Source organism: Pseudonocardia sp. WMMC193 (assembly GCF_021728735.1).
In the GTDB taxonomy this organism is placed as follows: Bacteria; Actinomycetota; Actinomycetes; order Mycobacteriales; family Pseudonocardiaceae; genus Pseudonocardia; species Pseudonocardia oroxyli.
Genome location: NZ_JAKKDO010000003.1, coordinates 1,362,722 through 1,383,631, shown reverse-complemented (window position 1 = coordinate 1,383,631; position 20,910 = coordinate 1,362,722). Strand labels below are relative to the sequence as shown.

17 protein-coding genes are annotated in these 20,910 nt (G+C 75.1%); 9 read left to right on the top strand and 8 right to left on the bottom strand.

The window, feature by feature from the left end:
- Window positions 1-25 precede the first annotated feature (25 nt).
- Together L3X23_RS08015 and L3X23_RS08010 are read right to left on the bottom strand one after the other, a co-directional pair.
- A complete protein-coding gene (locus L3X23_RS08015; RefSeq protein ID WP_237191471.1) occupies window positions 26-721 on the bottom strand; it encodes a GntR family transcriptional regulator in 696 nt (231 codons plus the stop codon).
- Window positions 722-871: 150 nt separating this feature from the next.
- Window positions 872-1,891, bottom strand: coding sequence for a LacI family DNA-binding transcriptional regulator (locus L3X23_RS08010; RefSeq protein WP_237191470.1), 1,020 nt, complete (start codon window positions 1,889-1,891; stop codon window positions 872-874).
- 108 nt (window positions 1,892-1,999) lie between these two features.
- On the opposite strand from L3X23_RS08010, the gene L3X23_RS08005 reads away from it, so the two are divergent.
- Window positions 2,000-5,272, top strand: coding sequence for an AfsR/SARP family transcriptional regulator (locus L3X23_RS08005; RefSeq protein ID WP_237191469.1), 3,273 nt, complete (start codon window positions 2,000-2,002; stop codon window positions 5,270-5,272).
- A 52-nt stretch (window positions 5,273-5,324) separates the two neighbouring features.
- Window positions 5,325-5,927, top strand: a complete 603-nt coding sequence (locus tag L3X23_RS08000) for a hypothetical protein (protein ID WP_237191468.1) — start codon at window positions 5,325-5,327, stop codon at window positions 5,925-5,927.
- 101 nt (window positions 5,928-6,028) lie between these two features.
- On the opposite strand, the gene L3X23_RS07995 is transcribed toward L3X23_RS08000, so the two are convergent.
- A complete protein-coding gene (locus tag L3X23_RS07995; RefSeq protein WP_237191467.1) occupies window positions 6,029-7,051 on the bottom strand; it encodes a class I SAM-dependent methyltransferase in 1,023 nt (340 codons plus the stop codon).
- Between the two features lie 166 nt (window positions 7,052-7,217).
- Here L3X23_RS07995 and L3X23_RS07990 point away from each other — a divergent pair, with 166 nt between their 5' ends.
- Window positions 7,218-9,047, top strand: coding sequence for an acyltransferase family protein (locus L3X23_RS07990; protein ID WP_237191466.1), 1,830 nt, complete (start codon window positions 7,218-7,220; stop codon window positions 9,045-9,047).
- Window positions 9,048-9,161: 114 nt separating this feature from the next.
- Here L3X23_RS07990 and L3X23_RS07985 read toward each other — a convergent pair whose 3' ends face one another.
- Entirely contained in the window at window positions 9,162-9,692 is a 531-nt protein-coding gene (locus L3X23_RS07985; RefSeq protein ID WP_237191465.1) for a DUF6069 family protein, read from the bottom strand.
- Window positions 9,693-9,808: 116 nt separating this feature from the next.
- Here L3X23_RS07985 and L3X23_RS07980 point away from each other — a divergent pair, with 116 nt between their 5' ends.
- The gene (locus L3X23_RS07980; RefSeq protein WP_237191464.1) at window positions 9,809-10,186 is read left to right on the top strand and encodes a hypothetical protein; all 378 of its coding nucleotides are present in this window, start codon (window positions 9,809-9,811) and stop codon (window positions 10,184-10,186) included.
- 1 nt (window position 10,187) lies between these two features.
- On the top strand, window positions 10,188-11,162 hold the full coding sequence (locus L3X23_RS07975; RefSeq protein WP_237191463.1) for a zinc-dependent alcohol dehydrogenase family protein: 975 nt from the start codon (window positions 10,188-10,190) through the stop codon (window positions 11,160-11,162).
- Window positions 11,163-11,221: 59 nt separating this feature from the next.
- Here the strand turns inward: L3X23_RS07975 and L3X23_RS07970 are convergent, their stop codons facing one another.
- Window positions 11,222-12,178, bottom strand: coding sequence for an aldo/keto reductase (locus tag L3X23_RS07970; RefSeq protein WP_308116880.1), 957 nt, complete (start codon window positions 12,176-12,178; stop codon window positions 11,222-11,224).
- A gap of 104 nt (window positions 12,179-12,282) precedes the next feature.
- On the opposite strand from L3X23_RS07970, the gene L3X23_RS07965 reads away from it, so the two are divergent.
- Window positions 12,283-14,100, top strand: a complete 1,818-nt coding sequence (locus L3X23_RS07965; RefSeq protein WP_237191462.1) for an NAD(P)/FAD-dependent oxidoreductase — start codon at window positions 12,283-12,285, stop codon at window positions 14,098-14,100.
- 159 nt (window positions 14,101-14,259) lie between these two features.
- Window positions 14,260-14,646, top strand: coding sequence for a hypothetical protein (locus L3X23_RS07960; protein WP_237191461.1), 387 nt, complete (start codon window positions 14,260-14,262; stop codon window positions 14,644-14,646).
- On the opposite strand, the gene zwf is transcribed toward L3X23_RS07960, so the two are convergent.
- The 3 genes from zwf to L3X23_RS07945 all read right to left on the bottom strand — a co-directional run bounded on the left by zwf (window position 14,647) and on the right by L3X23_RS07945 (window position 18,210).
- Window positions 14,647-16,143 carry a glucose-6-phosphate dehydrogenase gene (gene zwf / locus L3X23_RS07955; protein ID WP_237191460.1) on the bottom strand — a complete coding sequence of 499 codons (1,497 nt, stop codon included), beginning with the start codon at window positions 16,141-16,143 and terminating at the stop codon, window positions 14,647-14,649.
- 114 nt (window positions 16,144-16,257) lie between these two features.
- Window positions 16,258-17,376 (bottom strand): LLM class flavin-dependent oxidoreductase, encoded by a 1,119-nt coding sequence (locus tag L3X23_RS07950; protein WP_237191459.1) that lies wholly within the window; start codon window positions 17,374-17,376, stop codon window positions 16,258-16,260.
- Window positions 17,377-18,210 (bottom strand): alpha/beta fold hydrolase, encoded by an 834-nt coding sequence (locus tag L3X23_RS07945; protein WP_237191458.1) that lies wholly within the window; start codon window positions 18,208-18,210, stop codon window positions 17,377-17,379.
- A 189-nt stretch (window positions 18,211-18,399) separates the two neighbouring features.
- Between L3X23_RS07945 and L3X23_RS07940 the strand changes: the two genes are divergently transcribed.
- Window positions 18,400-19,539 carry an LLM class flavin-dependent oxidoreductase gene (locus L3X23_RS07940; RefSeq protein WP_237191457.1) on the top strand — a complete coding sequence of 380 codons (1,140 nt, stop codon included), beginning with the start codon at window positions 18,400-18,402 and terminating at the stop codon, window positions 19,537-19,539.
- A gap of 12 nt (window positions 19,540-19,551) precedes the next feature.
- The gene (locus tag L3X23_RS07935; protein WP_237191456.1) at window positions 19,552-20,910 is read left to right on the top strand and encodes an NtaA/DmoA family FMN-dependent monooxygenase; all 1,359 of its coding nucleotides are present in this window, start codon (window positions 19,552-19,554) and stop codon (window positions 20,908-20,910) included.

The window sequence follows — 20,910 nt, the reverse complement described above, 5'->3', positions numbered from 1 at the left end:
GCGCGCCGCCGTCACGAGAACGTCATCACGAGGTCAGGTGCAGCTCGAAGGAGTAGCGGCCCGCGCGGTAGAGGTGCGACCCGTACGCGACGGCCCGGCCCGCGGCGTCCCAGGCGGTGCGGGTCATGGTCAGCAGCGGGGCGCCCCGGGTCTCGCGGAGGATCCGGGCCTCGCCCGCCGTGGCCGCGCGGGCGCCCACGACCTGGTCGGCCGTGCGCGGCACGTGCCCGGCCGCCCGCAGCGCCGCGTAGAGCCCGCGGTGCTCCAGGTCCGCGCGGCGGATCCGCAGCAGGTCGACGGGCACCGCGTTGTGCATGAGCGCGAGGGGCTCGTCGTCCGCGAGACGCAGCCGCTCGATCCACAGCACGTCCGACCCGAGGGGCAGCCCCAGCGCCTGCGCCACCTGGTCCGGAGCGGGCCGCACCTCGAACTCCCGGACCTCCGAGCGCGGCGACCGCCCGTCCTTCACGAGCTCGTCGTGCAGGCTCGCGAGCTCGACGGGCCTGCGGACCTTCGGGTGCACGACCTGCGTGCCCACCCCGCGGCGGCGGACGAGCATGCCGCGCTCGACGAGGTAGGAGATCGCGCGGCGCATCGTCGGCCGGGACACCCCCAGCCGGTCGGCGAGCTCGACCTCGTTCTCCAGCCTGCCCCCGACGGGGATGTCGCCCGCCTCGATCTGCTGCTGCAGCCGGGTCGCGACCTGGAAGTACAGGGGCACGGGGCTGGTCCGGTCCAACACGACGTCCGGGACCGGGGCTCCGCGACCGTTTCGGCCCACCCGCGCCCCCGTCGTTGTCAGGACACACTGTCAACCTGCCCGCAGGACGAACCTACCCGCCGGGCGGCGCGTGCAGACACCGGATCTCGATCACCCGCTCCCTCCACGCGGCGCCGCCGTGGTCCGACGGATCGCGAGGTAGGGATCGAGCAGCACCTCCGGCCCCGGGGCGGCCCCGCGGTCGAGCCGGGCGACCACGGCGTCGAGGGCGTGGGCGGAGAGGGCCTCGACGTCCTGCCCGACCGTGGTCAGCTCGATGTGCGCCAGCCGGGCGAGGGGCAGGTCGTCGTAGCCCACCACCGACACGTCCGCCGGCACGGCGACGCCGCCGCGGGCCAGCGCGTCCATCAGGCCCACCGCGGTGCGGTCGTTGAACGCGACGACGGCGGTCGGGAGGTCCGCCAGCAGGATCGGCGCGGCCTCGATACCGGTCCGCTCCGTGCCCGTCCGGCCGTCCGAGGGGACCACCCGGGGCGCCAGCCCCCGGGCTCGCATGGCACGCAGGTACCCGTTGCGCCGGTCCTCGGCGATCCGGCCCACTCCCCCGTCGACGTAGGCGATCGCGGTGTGCCCCAGGCCCCAGAGGTGCTCCACCGCCAGCGCGGTGCCCGCGTCGTCGGCGGTCCGCACGACGTCCGGGCCGCCTCCGACGTCCACCCGGCGGCACAGCACCACCAGCGGCACCGTGGCGGCCAGCGTCGCGAGCTCGGCGGGCGCCGCCTCCGGGCCGACGAGGACGAGCGCCTCGCACCGGGAGTCCAGCAGCGTCTCGACCGCCCGGTCCTGGCCGCGGCGGCGGGTGATCGTGGAGAGCAGGACGTCGTAGCCCCGATCCTCCGCGGCGTCCTGCAGCTGCGCGGCCAGCTGGGCGTCGAAGGGATCGCCGACGTCGAGGAGCACGCCCACCAGGCGGCTGCGCCGGGAGGCGAGCAGGGAGGCCGCGCGGTCGGGCCGGTAACCCAGGCGCTGCGCCGCCTCCAACACCCGCGCCCGCGTGTCCGCGCTCGGGCCGGGGGCACCGCGCATCACCAGCGACACCGACGCGGGCGACACCCCGACCGCCGCGGCCACGTCGTCCAGCCGCACACGCCTGCCCGCCGTCGGAGCCATCCGAGTCCCTTGTGTGGCCGTTCGTCCGCCCGCACCGTATCGCGCGGCACACCGGCGGCGGCGTCTCGCCCGCACGCGAGGGTGATCGTCACGTCGTAGGCTGGCCGGGTGTCGACGGTCGCGGTCCGGGCGTTCGGACCGCTCGGTGCCCGGGTTGCCGGTGGCGAGGCCGAGCTCGGCGGGCCGCGCCAGCGCGCCGTGCTGGGCATGCTCGTGGCCGCGTCGGGACGGGTGGTGTCCGTCGACCGCTTCCTCGAGGACCTGTGGTCCGGCGAGCCGCCACCCAAGGCGCTCGGCGCGCTGCAGGCCTACGTCTCCCACCTGCGTCGGCTCCTCGAGCCGGACCGGGCACCCCGCACGCCGGCGTCCGTGCTGGTCAGCGCCCCTCCCGGGTACGCGCTCGCCCTACCTGTGCCGCAGGTCGACACCTGGGCGTTCGACGCGCTCGTCCGGGCCGCCGAGCAGGCGGCCGTCCCCGCCGAGGTGTGGGCGGCCTGCACCCGGGCGCTGGCCCTGTGGACGGACGAACCCTTCGCCGGCTACCCCGACCAGGAGTGGGCGGCCGCGGAGGCCGGGCGGCTGCGCGAGCGCCGGGCCACCGCCGTCGAGCTGCGGGCGGGGGCGGCGCTGGCGCTCGGCCGCCCGGAGGCCGTGCTGGGCGACCTCGCCGCCCTCCACGCGGGCGACCCGCTGCGCGAGCGGACCGCGGGCCTGCGCGCGCGGGCGCTGTACCGGGTCGGCAGGCAGGGCGAGGCGCTGACGGTGCTGCGGGAGACCCGCGCCCGCCTGGTCGACGAGCTCGGTGTGGACCCCGGCCCCGAGCTGCGCGCGCTCGAGTCGGACATCCTGGCCCAGGCCCCGCACCTGCTCCCCGCCCCGGCCCCCGCCGCCACACCCGCCCCGGCACCCGCCGGTGCGCATCCGCGGCCAGTGCAGGAGCCCACCGACCCACCGGCCACCGGCTCCACGCCACCCGGTCACCCCGGCTCCGTGCTGGTCGGTCGGGAGGCCGAGCTCGCCGCCCTGCACCGCGCCGCCGCCGCGACCGGGCGGCGGCCCAGCGTGGCCTGGGTCGAGGGCGAGCCGGGCGTCGGGAAGTCCGCCCTGGTCGAGCGGTTCGCCGCAGGCCTCGACGGCTGGACGGTCGCACGCGGCCGCTGCCCCGAGGTCAGCGGCGCCCCACCCGGCTGGGCCTGGTCGGAGATCCACACCGCGCTGACCGGGACCGCGGCCACCGGCCCCGCGTTCGACCTCGCCCGCGCCGTGGCGGGCGCGCTCACCGGGCCGGTCCTGCTGCTGCTGGAGGACCTGCACCGCGCGGACCAGGAGACCCTGCAGATCCTGCGGCAGCTCGCGACCGCCGACGGCCCGGCCGGGGTCCTCGTCGTCGGGACCTTCCGCGGGGACGAGGCGGGCCCCGACCTGCGGGCCACGCTCGCGGCCACGGTGGACCGCACCGCGGGCCGGATCGCCCTCACCGGCCTGGACGACGACGCCGCCCGCTCCCTGCTGCGCGGCGTCGTCGGGCGGGACCTGCCCGAGAGCGCCTGGGGTGCCCTCCTCGCCCGCGCGTCCGGCAACGCCCTGTTCCTCCGCCAGCTCGGCGGGCTCGTCGCGGCCGAGGGCGTCGGAGCCGCGGCCACCGGGCTGCCCGTGGCGATCCGCGAGCTCATCGGCCGCCGCCTGGACCGGCTCCCGGCCCGGACGGCGACGACGTTGAGCCGGGCCGCCGTACTCGGCCGAGACGTCGACGTCGACCTGCTGCTCGCCGTCACGAACACCCCGGAGGACGATCTCGTCGACGACCTCGACGCGGGCGTCGTCGCAGGCCTGCTCACCGCGCCCGACCCGGCCTCGGTGCGGTTCGTGCACGCCCTGGTCCGGGACACCTGCTACGACCGGATCCCGCCCATCCGCCGCGGCAGGCTGCACCTCGCGGTCGTCGAGGCCCTGGAGGGCAGACCGGACCAGGTCTTCGCTCTCGCCCACCACTCCGCGCAGTCGCTCACCGCGGGGTCCGCGGCCCGCGCCCTCCCCCACCTCGTCCGGGGCGCGGAACAGGCCCGCCGGGGCGGTGCGGCGGACGAGGCCGCGGGCTACTGGCGGGCCGCGCTCGCGGCCCACGATCTCGGGGCGGGCGACACCCCGGGACTGCTCCGCGCGCATCGCGGGCTCGTCGAGGCCGTGGCGGCCAGCGGCGACGCCCTGCGCGCCCGGGCCGAGCGCGAGGCCTCCCTCGCCGCGGCCGAGCGGCTCGGCGACACCGCGGACGTCGCCCGGGCGTGGATCATCGACTCGCCGACGCTGTGGACGGCACGACCCTTCGACCTCGCGGACAGCGACGCCGTCGCCGCGCGGATCACCGCCGTGCTCGACCGGCTGGATCCCGCCGACCGTGCGTTGCGGGCGGACCTGCTCGCCACCCGCTCGCAGGAGACGGAGGCCTGGCTGCTCGGGGTCTCGGCACCGAGTTCGGAGGAGGCCCTCGTCCTCGCCCGCGAGCTGGACGACCCGCGGCTGCTCTGTCGCGCCCTCAACAGTCGGTTCGCCCACGCCTTCGCCTCCGACGACGTCGACGAGCTCGCCGTCGTCGCCGACGAGCTCCTGGCCGCCGCGGACCGGGCCGGGCGGGTGGACTTCGAGGCGCTGGCCCACCTCCTGCACGCCTCGCACGCGATCGGGTGCGCCGACCTCGCCGCCGTCGACCGCCACCTGCACGCCGCAGTCCGGGCGGGCACCACGGGCCAGCTCGCGATGCTGCTGTTCGCGACCCAGGTGTACGGGGCGACGGAGCTGCTCCTCTCCGGCGACCTCGCGCAGGGGCGGGCCCGACACGCGGAGGTCCTCGCCCGCATCATCGAGGGCGGCGAACCCAACGCGGACATCGTGCGGGTCTGGGCCACCGGGGTCGTCGAGTTCACCGTCGGCTCCGTAGCCGGGATGGTCGACGACATCCGCGCCGTCGCCGCGCGGCACCCCGGCGCCGTCGACGACGTCCTCACCGTGGCCCTGCTCGACGCGGGCCTGGTCGACGAGGCCCGCGCGGGCTGGGACCGGCCGCCGTGGCCGCGGGACGCGACCTGGCTGGTCGCGACCTCGCTGCGCGCCCACTGCGCCGCGCGGCTGGGCGACCTCGCGGAGTGCCGCCGCACCCACGACGCGCTGCTGCCCTGGTCCGGGCGGCTGGCCCGCACGCTGAACGGCCTGGTCGTGCTCGGCCCCGTCGACCTGTTCCTCGCCGAGACCGCCGCCGCGCTCGGGGACACCGACGCCGCGGCCCGGCACGCCGACCGCGCGCTCGCGCTGGGCACCCGGTTCGCCGGGGACCCGTGGCGCCCGCGTGCAACTCGGCTACAAGTCGGGCGCAACGCCCCCGGGTGATCGTCACCGGCGACGGCGCACCGTGCGCCGCATCCGGTGAAAGGAACCTCCCGTGACCAGGACGCGCCTGCTGTCCCTCGGCGGGGCCGCGCTCGTCGGCGCCGCCGTGCTCAGCCTCGCCGGCGGACTCGCCCACCCCGTCGTCGACGGCCGGGCCCACTCCGTCGACGCCCTGTTGGCCCCCGGCTCGCCGTGGGGCCAGCTGTCGATCTACGCCGGGGCCCTGCTGCTCATGTTCGGCCTGCCCGCGGCCTACGCCTGGCTCGCCCCGCGCGTCGGTGTGCTCGGGTTCCTCGGGTTCAGCGGCTACTTCCTCGGCAACGCCGTCAGCGCCCAGGCCCACCTGGTCGTCGAGGCGCTCGTGGCGCCCGAGATCGCCCGCCGCGCGCCCGAGCTGATCCCCGACGACGAGGCCATCGTCGCGGCGGAGCCGTTCGCGCTGATCCAGGTCGTCGGCGGGTTGGTGCTGGTGATCGGCCTGATCGTGCTGGGCGTCGCGCTCGTGCGGCAGCCGGGGCCCTGCGCTGGGCGGGGGTGTTCGCGATCCTCGGCGGGCTGGCGACCTTCGTCCCGCTCCCGCAGGCGCCGATCGTCACCGGCCTGCAGATCGAGCTGTTCCGCGGCCTCGCCGTCGCGGTGCTCGGCGTGGTGCTGATCCGGGCCGCGGCGCGCACCGCGGCGCCCTCGGACGACCGGGCTCCCGTGCACGTGTGAGACCTCGTGAGCGGCGATGGTCGCCAGGGCGACCATCGCCGCTCACGGGGTGCGGCGGCGGACGAGCTTGCGGACGCGGGTCGCCAGCGGAGAGCGGGGATCGACCGGATGCGCGGCGCGCAGCTCCGCGATCTCGTCCCACGCGGCGTCGAGCTCCTGCAGGCAGCGGGTCAGCCGGTTCTGCTGGTCGGTGGCCTCGCGAGCGGCGGTGGTGGCGCCGTGCTCGAGCTCCAGCAGCCGGGAGAGCAGGGCGATGCGGTTGCGCTCCAGGCCCGCGAGCAGCTCCGAGGTCGTCCAGGGCAGGAGGGTCTCCCACAGGTCCTCGGCGAACGGCGCGTCGTCGCGCGCGATCACCCCGACCCCGGACAGCACCGGCACCAGGCCCATGGTCCAGGACTCCGCGGCGGTGTTGAGGACGTCCTCGACGGCCGTCAGGACCCCGTTCTCCTCCCCGCCCGCCTCGTCGGCGGCGTCCACCGTGCCCGCGCCGACCCCGGCGGGGGTCAGCCCGTCCCGCCACACCGACGGACCGGTCCGCCCGACGCCGGGCAGCACGTCCCGCCGCCCGGCGGGCCAGAGCACGTTCCCGACCAGCACGATCGCGTCGGGCGCCTCGGTCAGCACGCGGTCCAGCTCGCGGCGCACCCCGTGGTAGCCGGTGTCGCCGACCAGCACGTACAGCTCCGCCTCCGGCGGGTCGCCGTCCGTGACCAGGTGCAGCGCCGGGTGGGCGGCGATCGCGGCCCGCAGCTCGATGGTGGGCGACCCGGCGACGACGTGCACCGTGTGCGCGCCGAGCTCCGCCCAGAGCGCCGCGTGCAGGTCGGTCCCGATCACGGTCACCGTGCGGACGCCGCGCTCGCGCAGGATGGGCTCGAAGACCTCGCGCAGCAGGGCGTGCGACGGCGCGTGCAACGGCTCCAGGCGCGCCCGCCGGGGCTGGACGTGCGGGTCCTCCCGGGTGCCGCCCCACCGCGCACCGACGACCTCGTTCCCGGTACCGAGAAAGCCCGGGTGGCCCGAATCCCCCGGACCGCCTCCTCGGCCGTCGACGAGTGCCGTCATGTGTCGCCCCCTCAGGCTCGTCCAGCTGCGGTCCGCACAGCCCACCACGCGACACCGCCCGCGCCCGGCGGCGACTCGGACACGACACCCGATTCCACCCGACCGTGAATGCTCGCCCCGGACGATCTTTCGTGCCAGCATCACCCTTCCGAGCGAAAGGGGTCCGGTGGCCACACTGGAGGGTGCACTGGAGGCCGCACGGCCGATGCGGATCCGGCCCGTCCGCAACCCGTTCGCCGTCCCGCACGCGCCCGGTCTGGACGGGCTGCGGGCGATCGCGGTGCTCGCCGTCGTCGCCTACCACCTGGACCTCGGCTGGGCGGGCGGCGGCTTCCTGGGCGTCGAGGTGTTCTTCACCCTCTCCGGGTTCCTGATCACCCAGCTGCTGGTCGCCGAGCTGCGCCGACACGGCCGGGTGGGCGTGCGCGCCTTCGCCCTGGCCCGCGCCCGCAGGCTGGTCCCGGCCCTGGTCGCCGCGGTGCTGGGCACCCTGCTGGTGTTCGCCCTCGTCCGACCGGTCGCGGACCTGCGGGCGGACGCCCTGTTCTCGCTGCTGTACCTGCAGAACTGGCACCTGCTGATCGGCGGGGTGCCCTACGCCGAGTCGTTCAGCACGCCCTCGCCCTTCCTGCACATGTGGTCGCTCGCGGTCGAGGCGCAGCTCTACCTGCTGTGGCCGCTGCTGTTCTGCGGGGTGCTCGCGGTGCTCGGGCGCCGCCGGGTCGCGGCGGCCGCGCTGCTGCTCGCCGCGGTCTCGGCGGTGCTCTGCGCCTGGCAGTTCGACCCGGACACGACCGGCCCGGCCTACTACGCCACGGACTCCCGGGCGGCGGGCTTCCTGGTCGGTGCGGCGACGGCCCTGCTGTGGCTGCCCGGCGCGTGGCGGCGCGCCCGGCGGGGCGCCGTGGTGTTCGACGTCCTGGGGGTGGCCGCGCTCGTCTCGCTGCTGCTCGCGCTGGGGACCGCCTCGGAGTTCGCCGCGGACCTCTACCTGCACGGCGGGTTCCTCCGCACGGCCCTGGTCACGGCCGTGGTCCTGGTCGCGGCGACGGGTGCCGGTCCGGCGGTGAGCGGGCTGCTGTCCGTGGCCCCGCTCGCCGCGCTCGGCCGCCGGTCGTACGGGATCTACCTCTACCACTGGCCGATCATCGTCCTGACCAGGGACCTCCCCGCCTCGTCGTGGGCGGTGAACGCGGTGCGCGTGGCGGCCACCCTCGTCGTCACCGAGGCCTCCTACCGCTGGCTGGAGACCCCGATCCGGCGCGGGGCGCTGCGCCGGGCGCTGGCCCGGGCCCGGGTCGGCCGGGTCGGGGCGGGGATCGTCGCGGTGGTGGGCGCCGCGCTGGTCGCGTCGGCGGTGCTGGCCCTGACCGCGCCCGCGGGCCCGCTGCGACCGCCCGCCGCGCCCGTGGCGGCCGGGGAGCAGCAGCGGGACGAGCCGTCCGCCCCGACCCCCGCCCCCGCGCTGGACATCGGGGTCGCCTCGGGCGCCGCGGACGCCGCCGCGGCGGCGAGCCGGGTCGTCACGGCGGCACCGCTGGGCCCCGCCTACGTCCTCGGCGACTCCATCTCCCTGGGCAGCGCGGACGCACTCGTGGCCGCCCTCGGACCCGGGACCACGGTGGACGCGAAGGTGGGCAGGCAGTACGCCGGGGCGCCCGCGGCGGTCCGGGCGTGGGCGGCCGCGCACGACGGGCCGATCGTCGTCGCGCTGGGGGCGAACGGGACCGTCGAGCCCGAGGACGTCGAGTCCGTCGTCCGCTCCGCGGACGGCCGACCGCTCGTCCTGGTCGGGGTGTCGGTGCCGCGGCGCTGGCAGGACGGCAACAACGCGGTGCTGCGCGCGGCGGCCGCCCAGCACGGCCCGTCGGTGCGGTTCGTGGACTGGGCCGCGGTCGTGGCGGGCGATCCCGGGCTGCTCGGCCCGGACCACGTGCACCCCACGGCGCGCGGCCGCACCGCCCTCGCCGAGGCCGTCCGGGCTGCGCTGGGCTAGCCGACCGGGGCGCGGGTCCGGCCGGGTCGCGACGACCGGACCCGAGAACCCGGTCCACAGGAGGGACGGCCCGACCGCACGTCGGGAGGGCCGATCGTGCGCCGGATCACACCGTCAGCGGGGCCTGCGGGCCGCTCGTCCGGCGCCCGCGACGAGGCTCGTGATCACGAGCCCGATGATCAGGTGGATCACCGCGTTCGCCACCCGCTCCCCCAGCGGTGCGTTCCCGAGCAGCGGCAGCAGCGCGACGACGACCGTGACCAGCCCCGTGATCCACGACAGGTAGGTCATCGGCCGCGGCGTCGACAGCAGCAGCAGGTGCGCCAGCCCGGTGGCGGCCAGCGCGGCGACCGCCGAGAGCGTGCAGAGCAGGATCGTCCGCTCGTCCCCGAGCACACCGGAGGAGGCCGGGCCGTTGAAGGCGATCCGCAGGAAGGCCCGCACCACCAACGTGCCGACGACGGCCACGAGGGCCGCCACGATCGCCGTCGCGACGCCCGCGGCCCACAGCCGCCCCGCGTCCACCGTCGGCCCGACGGGCCGCTGCGGTGCGGGCGGCTCGTACTCCTCGCGGGCGAACTGCCTGGTCTGGTCCTCGCGGTCCCAGGAGCCGTACCCGCCGCCCTGTCCGTAGCCGCTCGACATCGGTCCCCCTCGTAGATGGTGGCGCTCCTGCCCCGTACGAGTCTGCTGCGCGCACGCCCGCGGGGGAAGCCGCCACGGCGGCACGACCGGGTGGGCCGGGCGCCTATCCTCCAGACGTGGACCCGCAGCCGCTGACCCCGCCGAAACTCCTCCTCGGCCTGGTGGCCGCCGCAGCCGTCGCGCACGCCGGGCTCGCCGTCGTCGGCGGCGCGCTCTGGGCGCAGGTGATGTCGGGGCAGTTCGCCGTCGCCGGAATCGCGCTCGCGGGCCTGCTGACCACCCGCCCGGTGCCGGCCGTCGTCCTCGGCACCGCGGTGGCCGGGATGCTCGGGGTGGCGAGCTTCCTGCTGGTCCTGGGCGTGGGCCTGGCGAGCTCGGCGGGGCCGGTGGCCGGGTGGATCGGACCGTGGGGCATCGCGGGCGTGCTCCTGGACTCCTCGGTCGTCCGGATCTCCGCCGCGGTCCTGCGCCGCGCCGAGCGCGAGCGGGCCTGAGATGGTGCGGGCGGTCCGTTTCCACGAGCTGGGCGGGCCGGAGGTCCTGCGGATCGAGGACGTGCCCGTCCGCGAACCCGGCCCCGGTGAGGTCCGGATCCGGGTCGACGCAGTGGGGCTCAACCGCGCCGAGGTGAACTTCCGCCGCGGCACGTACCTGGAGGACCCGCGGCTGCCCGCCGGGCTCGGCACGGAGGCCGCCGGTGAGATCCTCGCCGTCGGCGCGGGGGTGGACTGGGCGCCCGGGACCCCGGTCAGCGTGATCCCGGCCTTCTCCCAGAACGACTACCCGGTCTACGCCGAGGAGGCCGTGGTGCCGGCGTCCGCGCTGGTCCGACGCCCGGACGGGATGGACGCGGTGACCGGCGCCGCCGTCTGGATGCCCTACGTCACGGCCTACGGGATGGTCGCCGAGATCGTCCGGGTGCGGCCCGGGGACCGGGTGGTCGTCACCGCGGCGGCCAACAGCATCGGCGTCGCGGCGCTGCAGGTCCTGCGGTCCCTGGGCGCCGTCCCCGTGGCCACGGTCCCCGCCCCCGGCCACGAGGCGGCCCTGCGCGCGGCCGGAGCGGCGGAGGTCCTGGTCACCGGCCCCTACGACGGCCCCGTCACGGCCGACCTGGGCCGGGCCGACCTGGTCCTCGACGCGGTCGGCGGCCCCCAGGTGGAGCAGCTGGTGCGGGCCTGCGCGCCCGGCGGCAGCGTGATCGTCCACGGCGGCCTGTCCGGGCTGCCCACCCCGCTGCCCGGCGGCGGGTACGCGGCGGTGTGGCTGCGCCGCTACCGGGTCTTCGAGATCACCGGCGACCCGGCCGCGCTGCGCCGCGCGATCGCCTTCGTGACCGCGGGCCTGCGCACGGGGGCGCTCCAGCCCGTGATCGACCGCGTCTTCGCCTTCGACGAGGTCCGCGCCGCCCACGAGTACCTCGACTCGCCGACCCGGGCCCCCGGCAAACCCGTCCTGCTCACCCGCTGACCCCGTGAGCGACTCCGCTCACCCACCCCGCCGCCTCCGTCGGCTGCCGCTCACGGGTCTCAGGACCAGGCGCGGGCGGAGCGGGCGGTCCAGTACTGCTCGGGGGGCTCGGCGAGGTCGAGCAGCTCGTCGGACACCTCGTCGGGGATCTTGACCTCGACGGCGGCGACGTTGCTCGCCACCTGCGCCGGGTCGACCGCGCCGGAGAGCACCGTGTGCGCCCAGGGCTCCTCCAGCACGGCCGCGATGGCGAGCCGGTCCACCGACACGCCCATCCCGGCGGCCAGCGCGGCCACCCGCTCGTCCCCGGCGGTCACCGCGCCCCCGGGGGCCAGCCGCCCGTTCGCCACCGGTTCCTTGACGATCACGCGGGCGCCCGCGTCCGCGGCCTCGGCCAGCGCGGGTCCGGCCGAGGGCTCGAGGACGTTCCAGGTCGTCTCGAACGAGGTGAACAGCGGCTCCCCGTCCACCGCGACCTCCAGGGCCCGGCGGATCGCCGTCGCCTGCCGCGGCCCGGAGGTCGAGATCCCGACCCGGATCCCGTGCTCGCGCAGGTCGGCGAGCGCCCGGTGCAGCTCGGCGTCGTCGAGGGCGCCGGTGTCCAGGGTGGCGGAGTGCACGTGGTAGATCGCCAGCCGGTCCCCGAGCAGCGCCAGGGACTCGGCGGACTGGGCGGCGAACGCCTCCGCCGAGTGGTCCTTGACCTCGTGGACGGCGGCGTGCGGGTCCCAGTCGCCCACGTACCGGTAGCCCCACTTCGACCCGACCTCGACGTCCGTGTGCTCCGGACGCGCGGCCAACCAGCCGGCCAGGAACTCCTCGGCCCGGCCGTAGGAGCGGGCGACGTCCACGTAGCGCACCCCGGCGGCGTAGGCGGCGTCGAGCACCGCCCAGCTGCGGTGGCGCAGGGCGTCGACCGAGCGGTCCGCCGCGAGGTCCCGGTCCCGCCCGGCGTTGATGTAGGCGGGTCGGCCGACGGCAGCCAGCCCGATGCCGATGCGGCGCACGGAGGTCACGCGGTCGAGGCTAGTCCTGCAACCCGGCTGCAACCCTTGCGAGCCCGGTGGACGTCGGGTCGACTGTGTGGCAGGCACCACATCGGGACAGGGAGGTCCTCCGCATGACCCAGACCCTCGAGGCCACCACCGCGCAGCAGCGGGTCGACGCCTGGCTCGCGGACTTCGAGGCCGCGCTCGCCGCCCGGGACGCCGAGCGCGCCGCCGGGCTCTTCGCGACGACGTCGTTCTGGCGGGACCTGGTCGCCTTCACCTGGAACATCAAGACGGTCGAGAACCGGGACGGCGTCGCGGACCTGCTGCGCGCCACCATGGACACCACGGACGCCCGCGGCTTCCACACCACCGAGGAGCCCACCGAGGCGGGCGGCATCGTCGACGCCTGGATCGGCTTCGAGACGGCGGTGGGGCGCGGCCGCGGCCACCTCCGGCTCGGCGACGAGGGCGCGTGGACCCTGCTCACCACCCTCTACGAGCTCAAGGGCCACGAGGAACCGCAGGGTGAGAACCGGCCGATGGGCGCCGAGCACGGCGCGAACCGCGACCGGGTGACCTGGGCCGAGGCCCGCCAGGCCGAGGCGGAGGAGCTGGGTCGGACCCGTCAGCCCTACGTCCTGGTGGTGGGCGGCGGGCAGGGCGGGATCGCGTTGGGCGCCCGGCTGCGCCAGCTCGGCGTGTCCCACGTCGTCGTCGACCGGTACGCCCGGCCCGGCGACCAGTGGCGCAGCCGCTACAAGTCGCTCTGCCTGCACGACCCGGTCTGGTACGACCACCTGCCCTACATCGACTTCCCGAAGAACTGGCCGGTGTTCGCGCCGAAGGACAAGATCGCGGACTGGCTCGAGATGTACACGAAGGTCATGGAGATCAACTACTGGTCCTCCACGACCTGCCGCAGCGCCTCCTTCGACGAGTCCACCAAGGAGTGGACGGTCGTGCTGGACCGGGACCTCGGAGACCACACCGAGGAGATCACGCTCCACCCGACGCAGCTCGTGCTGGCCACGGGCATGTCCGGGAAGCCGAACGTCCCGGAGCTGCCCGGCCAGGACGTGTTCCGGGGCGAGCAGCACCACAGCTCGAAGCACCCCGGCCCGGACGCCTACAAGGACAAGAAGGTCGTGGTCGTCGGGTCCAACAACTCGGCGTTCGACATCTGCGGGGCGCTGTGGGAGGTGGGCGCGGACGTCACGATGGTGCAGCGGTCCAGCACGCACATCGTCAAGTCGGACTCGCTGATGGACCTGGGCCTCGGCGACCTCTACTCCGAGCGCGCCGTCGCCGCGGGGATGACCACGCAGAAGGCCGACATGACCTTCGCGTCCCTGCCGTACCGGATCATGCACACGTTCCAGCAGCCGGTGTACGCCGCGATCAGGGAGCGGGACCGGGACTTCTACGACCGGTTGGAGGCGAGCGGCTTCCGCCACGACTGGGGCGACGACGACTCCGGCCTGTTCATGAAGTACCTGCGCCGCGGCTCGGGCTACTACATCGACGTCGGCGCGGCGGAGCTGGTCGCCGACGGCGAGGTGAAACTCGTGCAGGGCCAGGTGGTGCGGCTGACCGAGCACACCGTCGTCCTGGAGGACGGGACGGAGCTGGAGGCGGACCTCGTCGTCTACGCGACGGGCTACGGCTCGATGAACGGCTGGGCCGCGGACCTGATCAGCCAGGAGGTCGCGGACAAGGTCGGGAAGGTGTGGGGTCTGGGCTCGGACACCACGAAGGACCCCGGCCCGTGGGAGGGCGAGCAGCGCAACATGTGGAAGCCCACCCAGCAGGAGGGGCTGTGGTTCCACGGCGGCAACCTGCACCAGAGCCGCCACTACTCCCTCTACCTCGCCCTGCAGCTCAAGGCCCGGCAGGAGGGCGTCCCGACCCCCGTCTACGCCCTGCAGGAGACCCACCACACCCGCTGACCCCCGCTGACCCCCGTGAGTGGCGGCCGGGGGACGGCAGCCGCCGAAGGCGGCGGGGTGGGTGAGCGGAGTCGCCAGGGCGACCATCGCCACTCACGAGGTGTCTCAGGATGGGCCATCCGGCCGTTCCCGAGGCCCCCGCGTGCTGAGATCGGGCGCATGCGAGCAGCAGAGTGGCTGATCGAGGCGGAGCGCGTCCTGGACGTCGTGCTCGAGAGCCTGTCCCGGGAGGACCGGCGCAAGTCGGTGCCCGCCGTCGGCGACATCCCCGCCGGGACGATCGACGTCCTGCTCAAGGCCCACGCCGAACGGGAACCCGACGGGACCTGGGCGGACGTCGCGCGCACCGCGCTGGTCGCCCACGAGGTCTCGATCCACCGCGGCTCGGTCAACCCGCTCACCGAGGACCTGGCCCGCGCCCTGTGCGACCACGCCGCACAGTGGCGCGAGCCCGGCCCGGAGCCGGAGCTGCCCGTCGACGTCAGCTGGCGGGACCGCTTCGTGCTGCTCGCGGGCCACGACCCCCACCCGCTGTGGGACCGCTGATCAGCGCTTCTCCCGCCAGGCCCGCTCGAAGGGCAGCCGCCAGGCGTTGGGCGCGATCAGCTGGTGGATCGCGTTGGGGCCCCACGAGCCCGGCGGGTAGTTGCGGACCGGCGGCGGGTCCAGGAGCAGCGGCGCGGACCGCTCCCACAGGGACTCGATGCCCTCCGCGGTGGTGAACAGGGTGTGGTCGCCGCGCATGGCGTCGAGGATGAGCCGCTCGTAGGCCTCCAGGACGTCCGAGGCGGACTCGGTCTCCTGGGTGGAGAACTGCATCGACAGCTTCTCCAGCCGGAAGCCGGGCCCGGGCCGCTTGCCGTAGAACGACAGCGACACCTTCGACGAGTCCGCGAGGTCGAACGTCAGGTGGTCCGGTCCCCCGGTGCCGACGCCGGACCCGGCCGGGAACATCGTCCGCGGCGCCTCCTTGAAGGCGATCGAGATGATGCGCTGCCCCTCGGCCATCCGCTTGCCGGTGCGCAGGTAGAACGGCGTGCCCGCCCACCGCCAGTTGTCCAGCCCGACCTTCAGGGCGATGAACGTCTCGGTGTCGGAGTCCCGCGCCACCCCCTCCTCGCCGCGGTAGCCGGTGTACTGCCCGCGCACGACGTCCGTCGGGTGCACCGGCAGCATCGAGCGGAAGACCTTGTTCTTCTCCTCCGAGATCGCCCGCGGCTCCAGCGCCGTGGGCGGCTCCATCGCCACGAACGCCATGACCTGCATCAGGTGCGTGACGACCATGTCCTTGAACGCGCCGGTCGACTCGTAGAAGTTGGCGCGCTGGTCCAGCCCCAGGGTCTCGGGGATGTCGATCTGGACGTGGTCGATGAAGTTGCGGTTCCAGATGGGCTCGAACAGCCCGTTGGCGAAGCGGAACGCGAGGATGTTCTGCGCCGCCTCCTTGCCCAGGAAGTGGTCGATCCGGAAGATCTGCGACTCGTCGAACACGGTGTGGACGTAGTCGTTGAGCTCGATGGAGCTCGGGAAGTCGTGCCCGAACGGCTTCTCCATGATCACGCGCGAGTCGGCGACGAGGTCGGCGTCTCGCAGCATCGAGATCACGGCCTTGGCGGCCTTGGGCGGGACGGAGAGGTAGTGCAGCCGCTTGACGCCGTCCCCGAGCAGCGTCTCGGCCTCCTTCACCGCGGCGGTGAGCGCCTCGGGCCCCGCCCCCTGCGGGACGTAGGTCAGCCGCTCGGAGAAGTCCCCCCAGTCCTCCTCGGCCAGGCGGTGGGTGCCGAAGTTCTGCACGGCGTTCTTGGCGATCTGGCGGAACTCGTCCGTGCTGAGGTCCTCCATCGCCGTCCCGACGATCCGGATCGACGGCGCCAGCTCGGACTCGGACAGGTAGGCCAGACCGGGCAGCAGCTTGCGCTTGGCCAGGTCGCCGGTGGCCCCGAACAGCACGATGACGTGCGGGGCGAGGGGCTCGAGATCGCGGCGGAAGGGCCGCGAGCCGGGTCCGGGGTAGGCGATGTTCTCGGGGTTTCTCTCGGCCACGGCTGAAGGCTCCTCGTCAGGACTGACCGCGCACGCTCGACGGGAGGTGACCCTAGCGGGTCCGGGGCGGCCCGGGCCGGTTCCGGGAGTGATCTCCGTCCGGGCGTCGCCCGCTCACCCCCAGGCCTCGGCGAGGAGCTCGTGGCTGCGGACGCGGTCGGTGTGCTCGGTGGTGATCGTGGTGACCAGCAGCTCGTCCGCCCCGACGACCCTGACCAGGGTCTCCAGGCCGCCGCGCACGGTCATCGGCGACCCGACGAACTGGCTGTCCACCCGGTCTGCGACGCCGGCGCGTTCCTCGGGGGTCCACGGGCGGGCGAGCGCCTCCTCCGGCGTCACGTACGGGCGTGCGCCGCGGCCGGAGCGGATGTCGAGCACCCACTGGCCGTAGGGGGCCGCCAGCTCGCGTGCCCGGTCGTCGGACTCGGCGACCACGACGTCCGCGGACACGATCACGTACGGCTCGGCGACCCGGCCGGGCCGGAAGGACGCGCGGTAGGCCTCGACGGCGTCGAGCACGAGGTGCGGGACGAGGTGGTAGCTCACCGCGAACGGCAGCCCACGCTGCCCGGCGACGCGCGCGCTGTCCCCCGGCGTGGACCCGAGCACGACGACCTCGACGTCCGCCCCGAGCGCGGGCGTGACCGTCAGCTGCTCGCCGCGCGGCCCGGGTGCCGTGCCCGCGAAGTAGGACAGCACCTCGTCGACCTCCGCCCCGTAGTCCGGCGGGGTCTGCTCGGCGTCGAAGCCCAGCAGGGCGGCGAGGCAGCCGTAGAGCGCGAGATCGGACTCGACCCGGCCGGGCTCGGGGAGCAGCAGGCCGTCCACCACCCGCGTCCGCACCGGCGTGCCGCCGCGCCGCCCCGACGAGCCCTTCTTCAGCAGCGTGAGGATCCGGTGCAGGTCGAACCGCCCCAGCCCCACGTCCACCCGCCCCGGGTGCACCGCGGCGACGGTGCCGAACTGCTCGGCCACCTGCAGCGGCCGGGTGTTGGGCAGCTGCACCGCGCCCGAGCCGACCCGGATCGTGGAGGTCGCGGACGCGATCAGCGCGACGAGCACCGGAGTGGACGCCGAGGCGACGCCCTCGTTCAGATGGTGCTCGGCCACCCAGTACCGGTGGTAGCCGGCCCGTTCGGCCACCTGCGCGAGGTCGATCGAGTTGCGCAGGGCGTCCCCCGCCGTGCCGTCCCGCGGCACCGGCGAGAGGTCGAGGATCGACAGCGGGACCATCTACAGCACCTCCGTGAGCGCCTCGGCCCAGGCGCCGGGCGCCTCGACCGGGGAGAAGTGGCCGACCCCGTCCAGCGGGCGCACGGTCGCGGCGCTGAACCACTCCCCCACCCGGTCCGCCCAGGCCCGCGGGAAGAGCGGGTCGAACTCGGGCCAGAGCACCACGGTCCAGGTGCCGATCCGACGGGCGGGCGGCTGCTCGGTCAGCGCCCGGCGCACCGTCCCCGACCCCGCCCGGTACCAGCCGATCGACGCGGTGAAGGCCCCCGGGCGGCCGTAGTGCGCCGCGAGCCGGTCGAGGTGCTCCTCGGGCACCGTGAAGTCCGGGCCGGACCAGTGCTCCCAGAAGTGCCGCAGGTAGGTGCGGGCGGCCGGGACGCTGCCGTCGACCAGCTCCTCGGCGAGCCGCAGCTGGTGGAAGGACTGGTACCAGAACTCCTCGACCGACGTGGGCTCCAGGACCCGCCTGCCGGCGCCGGGCAGCGGCGGGGCGAGCACCATCGCGGACACCCGGTCGGGATGGGTGGTGGCCAGCTGCTGGGCGACCCGGCTGCCGACGTCGTACCCGCCGACGACGACGCGGTCGAGGTCCAGCTCGTCGAGCAGGTGCACCAGCGAGGTCACCTGCCCGGCCGCGCTCGGGTCCCCGTGCAGGTCGGACTCGCCGAAACCGCGCAGGTCGGGCCGCAGGACGTCCGCGTGCAGCCGGTCCGCGACCGCCGCGAAGTCCTGCCGGTCCCCCGGCCAGCCGTGCAACAGCAGCACCGCGGGCCCGTCGCCCGCGCGGTCGTAGGTGAGGCGGACGCCGTCCGCGTCCGGTGTCGTGCTCGCCACAGTCTCGGACCTTACGGCGTCGATCCGGCCCCGGCGCGCGGTTAGGGTTCATGACGTGCTTCCCGGGGTGCTGACGCAGCGGCGGTGGATCGACTGCTGCCGCGTCACCACCACGGGTTGTCCCGTCGGCCGTCCCTGACCATCGAGTCGCACCGCAGCGAGCACCGCACCGAGCAGAGAGCCGCCGACATGACACTGCACCTGGCCGTCGCCCTCGAAGGGACGGGTTGGCACCCGGCATCCTGGCGCGAACCCGAGGCGCGGCCCACCGCGCTGTTCTCCGCCGACTACTGGGCCGGTCTGGTCCAGGAGGCGGAGCGCGGGCTGGTCGACCTCGTGACGTTCGAGGACACCTTCGCGGTCCAGTCCTCGCGCCCGTTCGAGCCGGACGACCGCACCGACCAGGTCCGCGGCAGGCTGGACGCCACGCTGGTCGCCGCCCGGGTCGCCCCGCTGACCCGCCACATCGGGCTCGTGCCCACCGCGGTCGCCACGCACACCGAGCCCTTCCACTTCTCCAAGGCCGTCGCCACGCTGGACTACGCGAGCCGGGGCCGGGCCGGGGTGCGGGTGCGCGTCTCCTCGCGCGCGGACGAGTTCGCGCTGGTCGGCCCGCACCGCCCGACCCCGGACCTGGGGACGGACGCCACGCGCGCGGAGCTGTTCGCCGAGGCCGCGGACTGGGTCGAGGTGATCCGGCGGCTCTGGGACTCCTGGGAGGACGACGCCGAGATCCGGGACGCCGCGACCGGGCGGTTCGTGGACCGGGACAAGCTGCACTACATCGACTTCGCGGGCCCGCGGTTCTCCGTCCGCGGCCCGTCGATCACCCCACGCCCGCCGCAGGGGCAGCCGCTGGTGGCCGCGCTCGCGCACCGCGAGGTGGCCTTCGAGCTCGTCGGGTCCTCGTGCGACCTCGGGTTCGTCACCCCCGGGTCCGCCACGGACGTCGCCGGGATCCGGGCGCAGATCCCGGGCTCCCCGCTGGTGTTCGGAGACGTCGTGGTGTTCCTGGCCGACACGGCGTCCGAGGCCCGGGAGCGCAAGGCGCGCATGGACGCGCACCTGGGTCGCGAGCTGGTGAGCGACGCCCACGTGTTCGTCGGGACCCCCGTGGAGCTCGCGGACCTGGTGCAGGAGTGGCACGCCGCGGGGCTCGAGGGCGTCCGGTTGCGCCCCGGTTCGGTCGACCACGACCTGCCGCAGGTCACCCGCGGGCTGGTCCCGGAGCTGCAGCGGCGCGGCGCCTTCCGCACCGCCTACGAGGCGGACACCCTGCGCGGGCTGCTCGGACTGCCCCGGCCCACCAACCGCTACGCCGCCGTCTGAGAGGGAGAGACCATGCCGCGCAAGCAGATCCATCTCGCCGCGCACTTCCCCGGCGTCAACAACACCACCGTGTGGAGCGACCCGGCCTCCGGCAGCCACATCGACTTCTCCTCCTTCCAGCACTTCGCCGAGACGGCCGAGCGCGCCCGGTTCGACTTCCTGTTCCTCGCCGAGGGCCTGCGGCTGCGCGAGCAGGGCGGCGAGATCTACGACCTCGACGTCATGGGGCGCCCGGACACGTTCACGATCCTGGCCGCGCTCGCCGCCGTCACGGATCGGCTCGGGCTCGCCGGGACGATCAACTCGACCTTCAACGAGCCCTACGAGGTGGCCCGCCAGTTCGCCTCGCTGGACCACCTGTCCGCGGGGCGCGCCGCCTGGAACGTGGTGACCAGCTGGGACGCGTTCACCGGCGAGAACTTCCGCCGCGGCGGCTTCCTCCCGCAGGAGAAGCGGTACTCCCGCGCCAAGGAGTTCCTCGCCGCCGCCTTCACCCTGTTCGACTCGTGGGCGCCGGACGCGGGCATCGTGGCGGACAAGGAGAGCGGCGAGTTCTGGCGGCCCACCGGCGAGTTCTCGATCCACACCGACCAGTTCGCGATCGACGGCCGCTTCCCGGTGCCGCGCAGCCCCCAGGGCCGCCCGGTGATCCTGCAGGCCGGGGACTCCGAGGAGGGCCGCGAGTTCGCCGCCTCCGGCGCGGACGCGATCTTCACCCGGCACGGCACCCTGGAGGCGGGCCAGGCCTTCTACGCCGACGTCAAGGGGCGCCTGGCGAAGTACGGTCGGGACCCCGAGGACCTCAAGATCCTCCCCGCCGCGACCTTCGTGCTCGGCGACACCGACGCCGAGGCCCAGGAGCGGGCCCGCCACGTCCGCTACCAGCAGGTCAGCCCGGCCACGGCGATCAAGTTCCTCGAGCAGCTGTGGAACCGCGACCTCTCCGACCACGACCCCGACGGCCCGCTGCCGACGGTCGACCCGGTCGTCGGCGAGAACACGATCTCCCGCGGGCGGGCCAGCGTGCGGATGTACAAGGACCCGATCGCCACGGCGAACGAGTGGCGCGCGCTCGCCGAGGCGAAGCAGCTGTCCACCCGCGAGGTGATCATCGAGGTGACCGGGCGGCAGAACTTCATCGGCACGCCCCAACGCATCGCCGAGGCCCTCGACGAGTTCGTCCAGGCGGACGCGAGCGACGGGTTCGTGCTGGTCCCGCACGTCACGCCCGGCGGGTTGGACGAGTTCGCCGACACGGTGGTGCCGCTGCTGCAGGAACGCGGTGTCTTCCGGACGGAGTACGAGGGCACCACCCTGCGGGAGCACCTCGGCCTCAAGCCCGCCCCGACGACCTCGGGCGCGGACTTCTGA

Excerpts from the sequence above, each read along its gene's own strand:
- L3X23_RS08010 (WP_237191470.1), bottom strand. The coding sequence starts at position 1,891 with ATGGCTCCGACGGCGGGCAGGCGTGTGCGGCTGGACGACGTGGCCGCG.
- L3X23_RS07995 (WP_237191467.1), bottom strand. The coding sequence starts at position 7,051 with ATGACGGCACTCGTCGACGGCCGAGGAGGCGGTCCGGGGGATTCGGGC.
- L3X23_RS07985 (WP_237191465.1), bottom strand. The coding sequence starts at position 9,692 with ATGTCGAGCGGCTACGGACAGGGCGGCGGGTACGGCTCCTGGGACCGC.
- L3X23_RS07975 (WP_237191463.1), top strand. The coding sequence starts at position 10,188 with ATGGTGCGGGCGGTCCGTTTCCACGAGCTGGGCGGGCCGGAGGTCCTG.
- L3X23_RS07965 (WP_237191462.1), top strand. The coding sequence starts at position 12,283 with ATGACCCAGACCCTCGAGGCCACCACCGCGCAGCAGCGGGTCGACGCC.
- L3X23_RS07960 (WP_237191461.1), top strand. The coding sequence starts at position 14,260 with ATGCGAGCAGCAGAGTGGCTGATCGAGGCGGAGCGCGTCCTGGACGTC.
- L3X23_RS07950 (WP_237191459.1), bottom strand. The coding sequence starts at position 17,376 with ATGGTCCCGCTGTCGATCCTCGACCTCTCGCCGGTGCCGCGGGACGGC.
- L3X23_RS07940 (WP_237191457.1), top strand. The coding sequence starts at position 18,400 with ATGACACTGCACCTGGCCGTCGCCCTCGAAGGGACGGGTTGGCACCCG.
- L3X23_RS07935 (WP_237191456.1), top strand. The coding sequence starts at position 19,552 with ATGCCGCGCAAGCAGATCCATCTCGCCGCGCACTTCCCCGGCGTCAAC.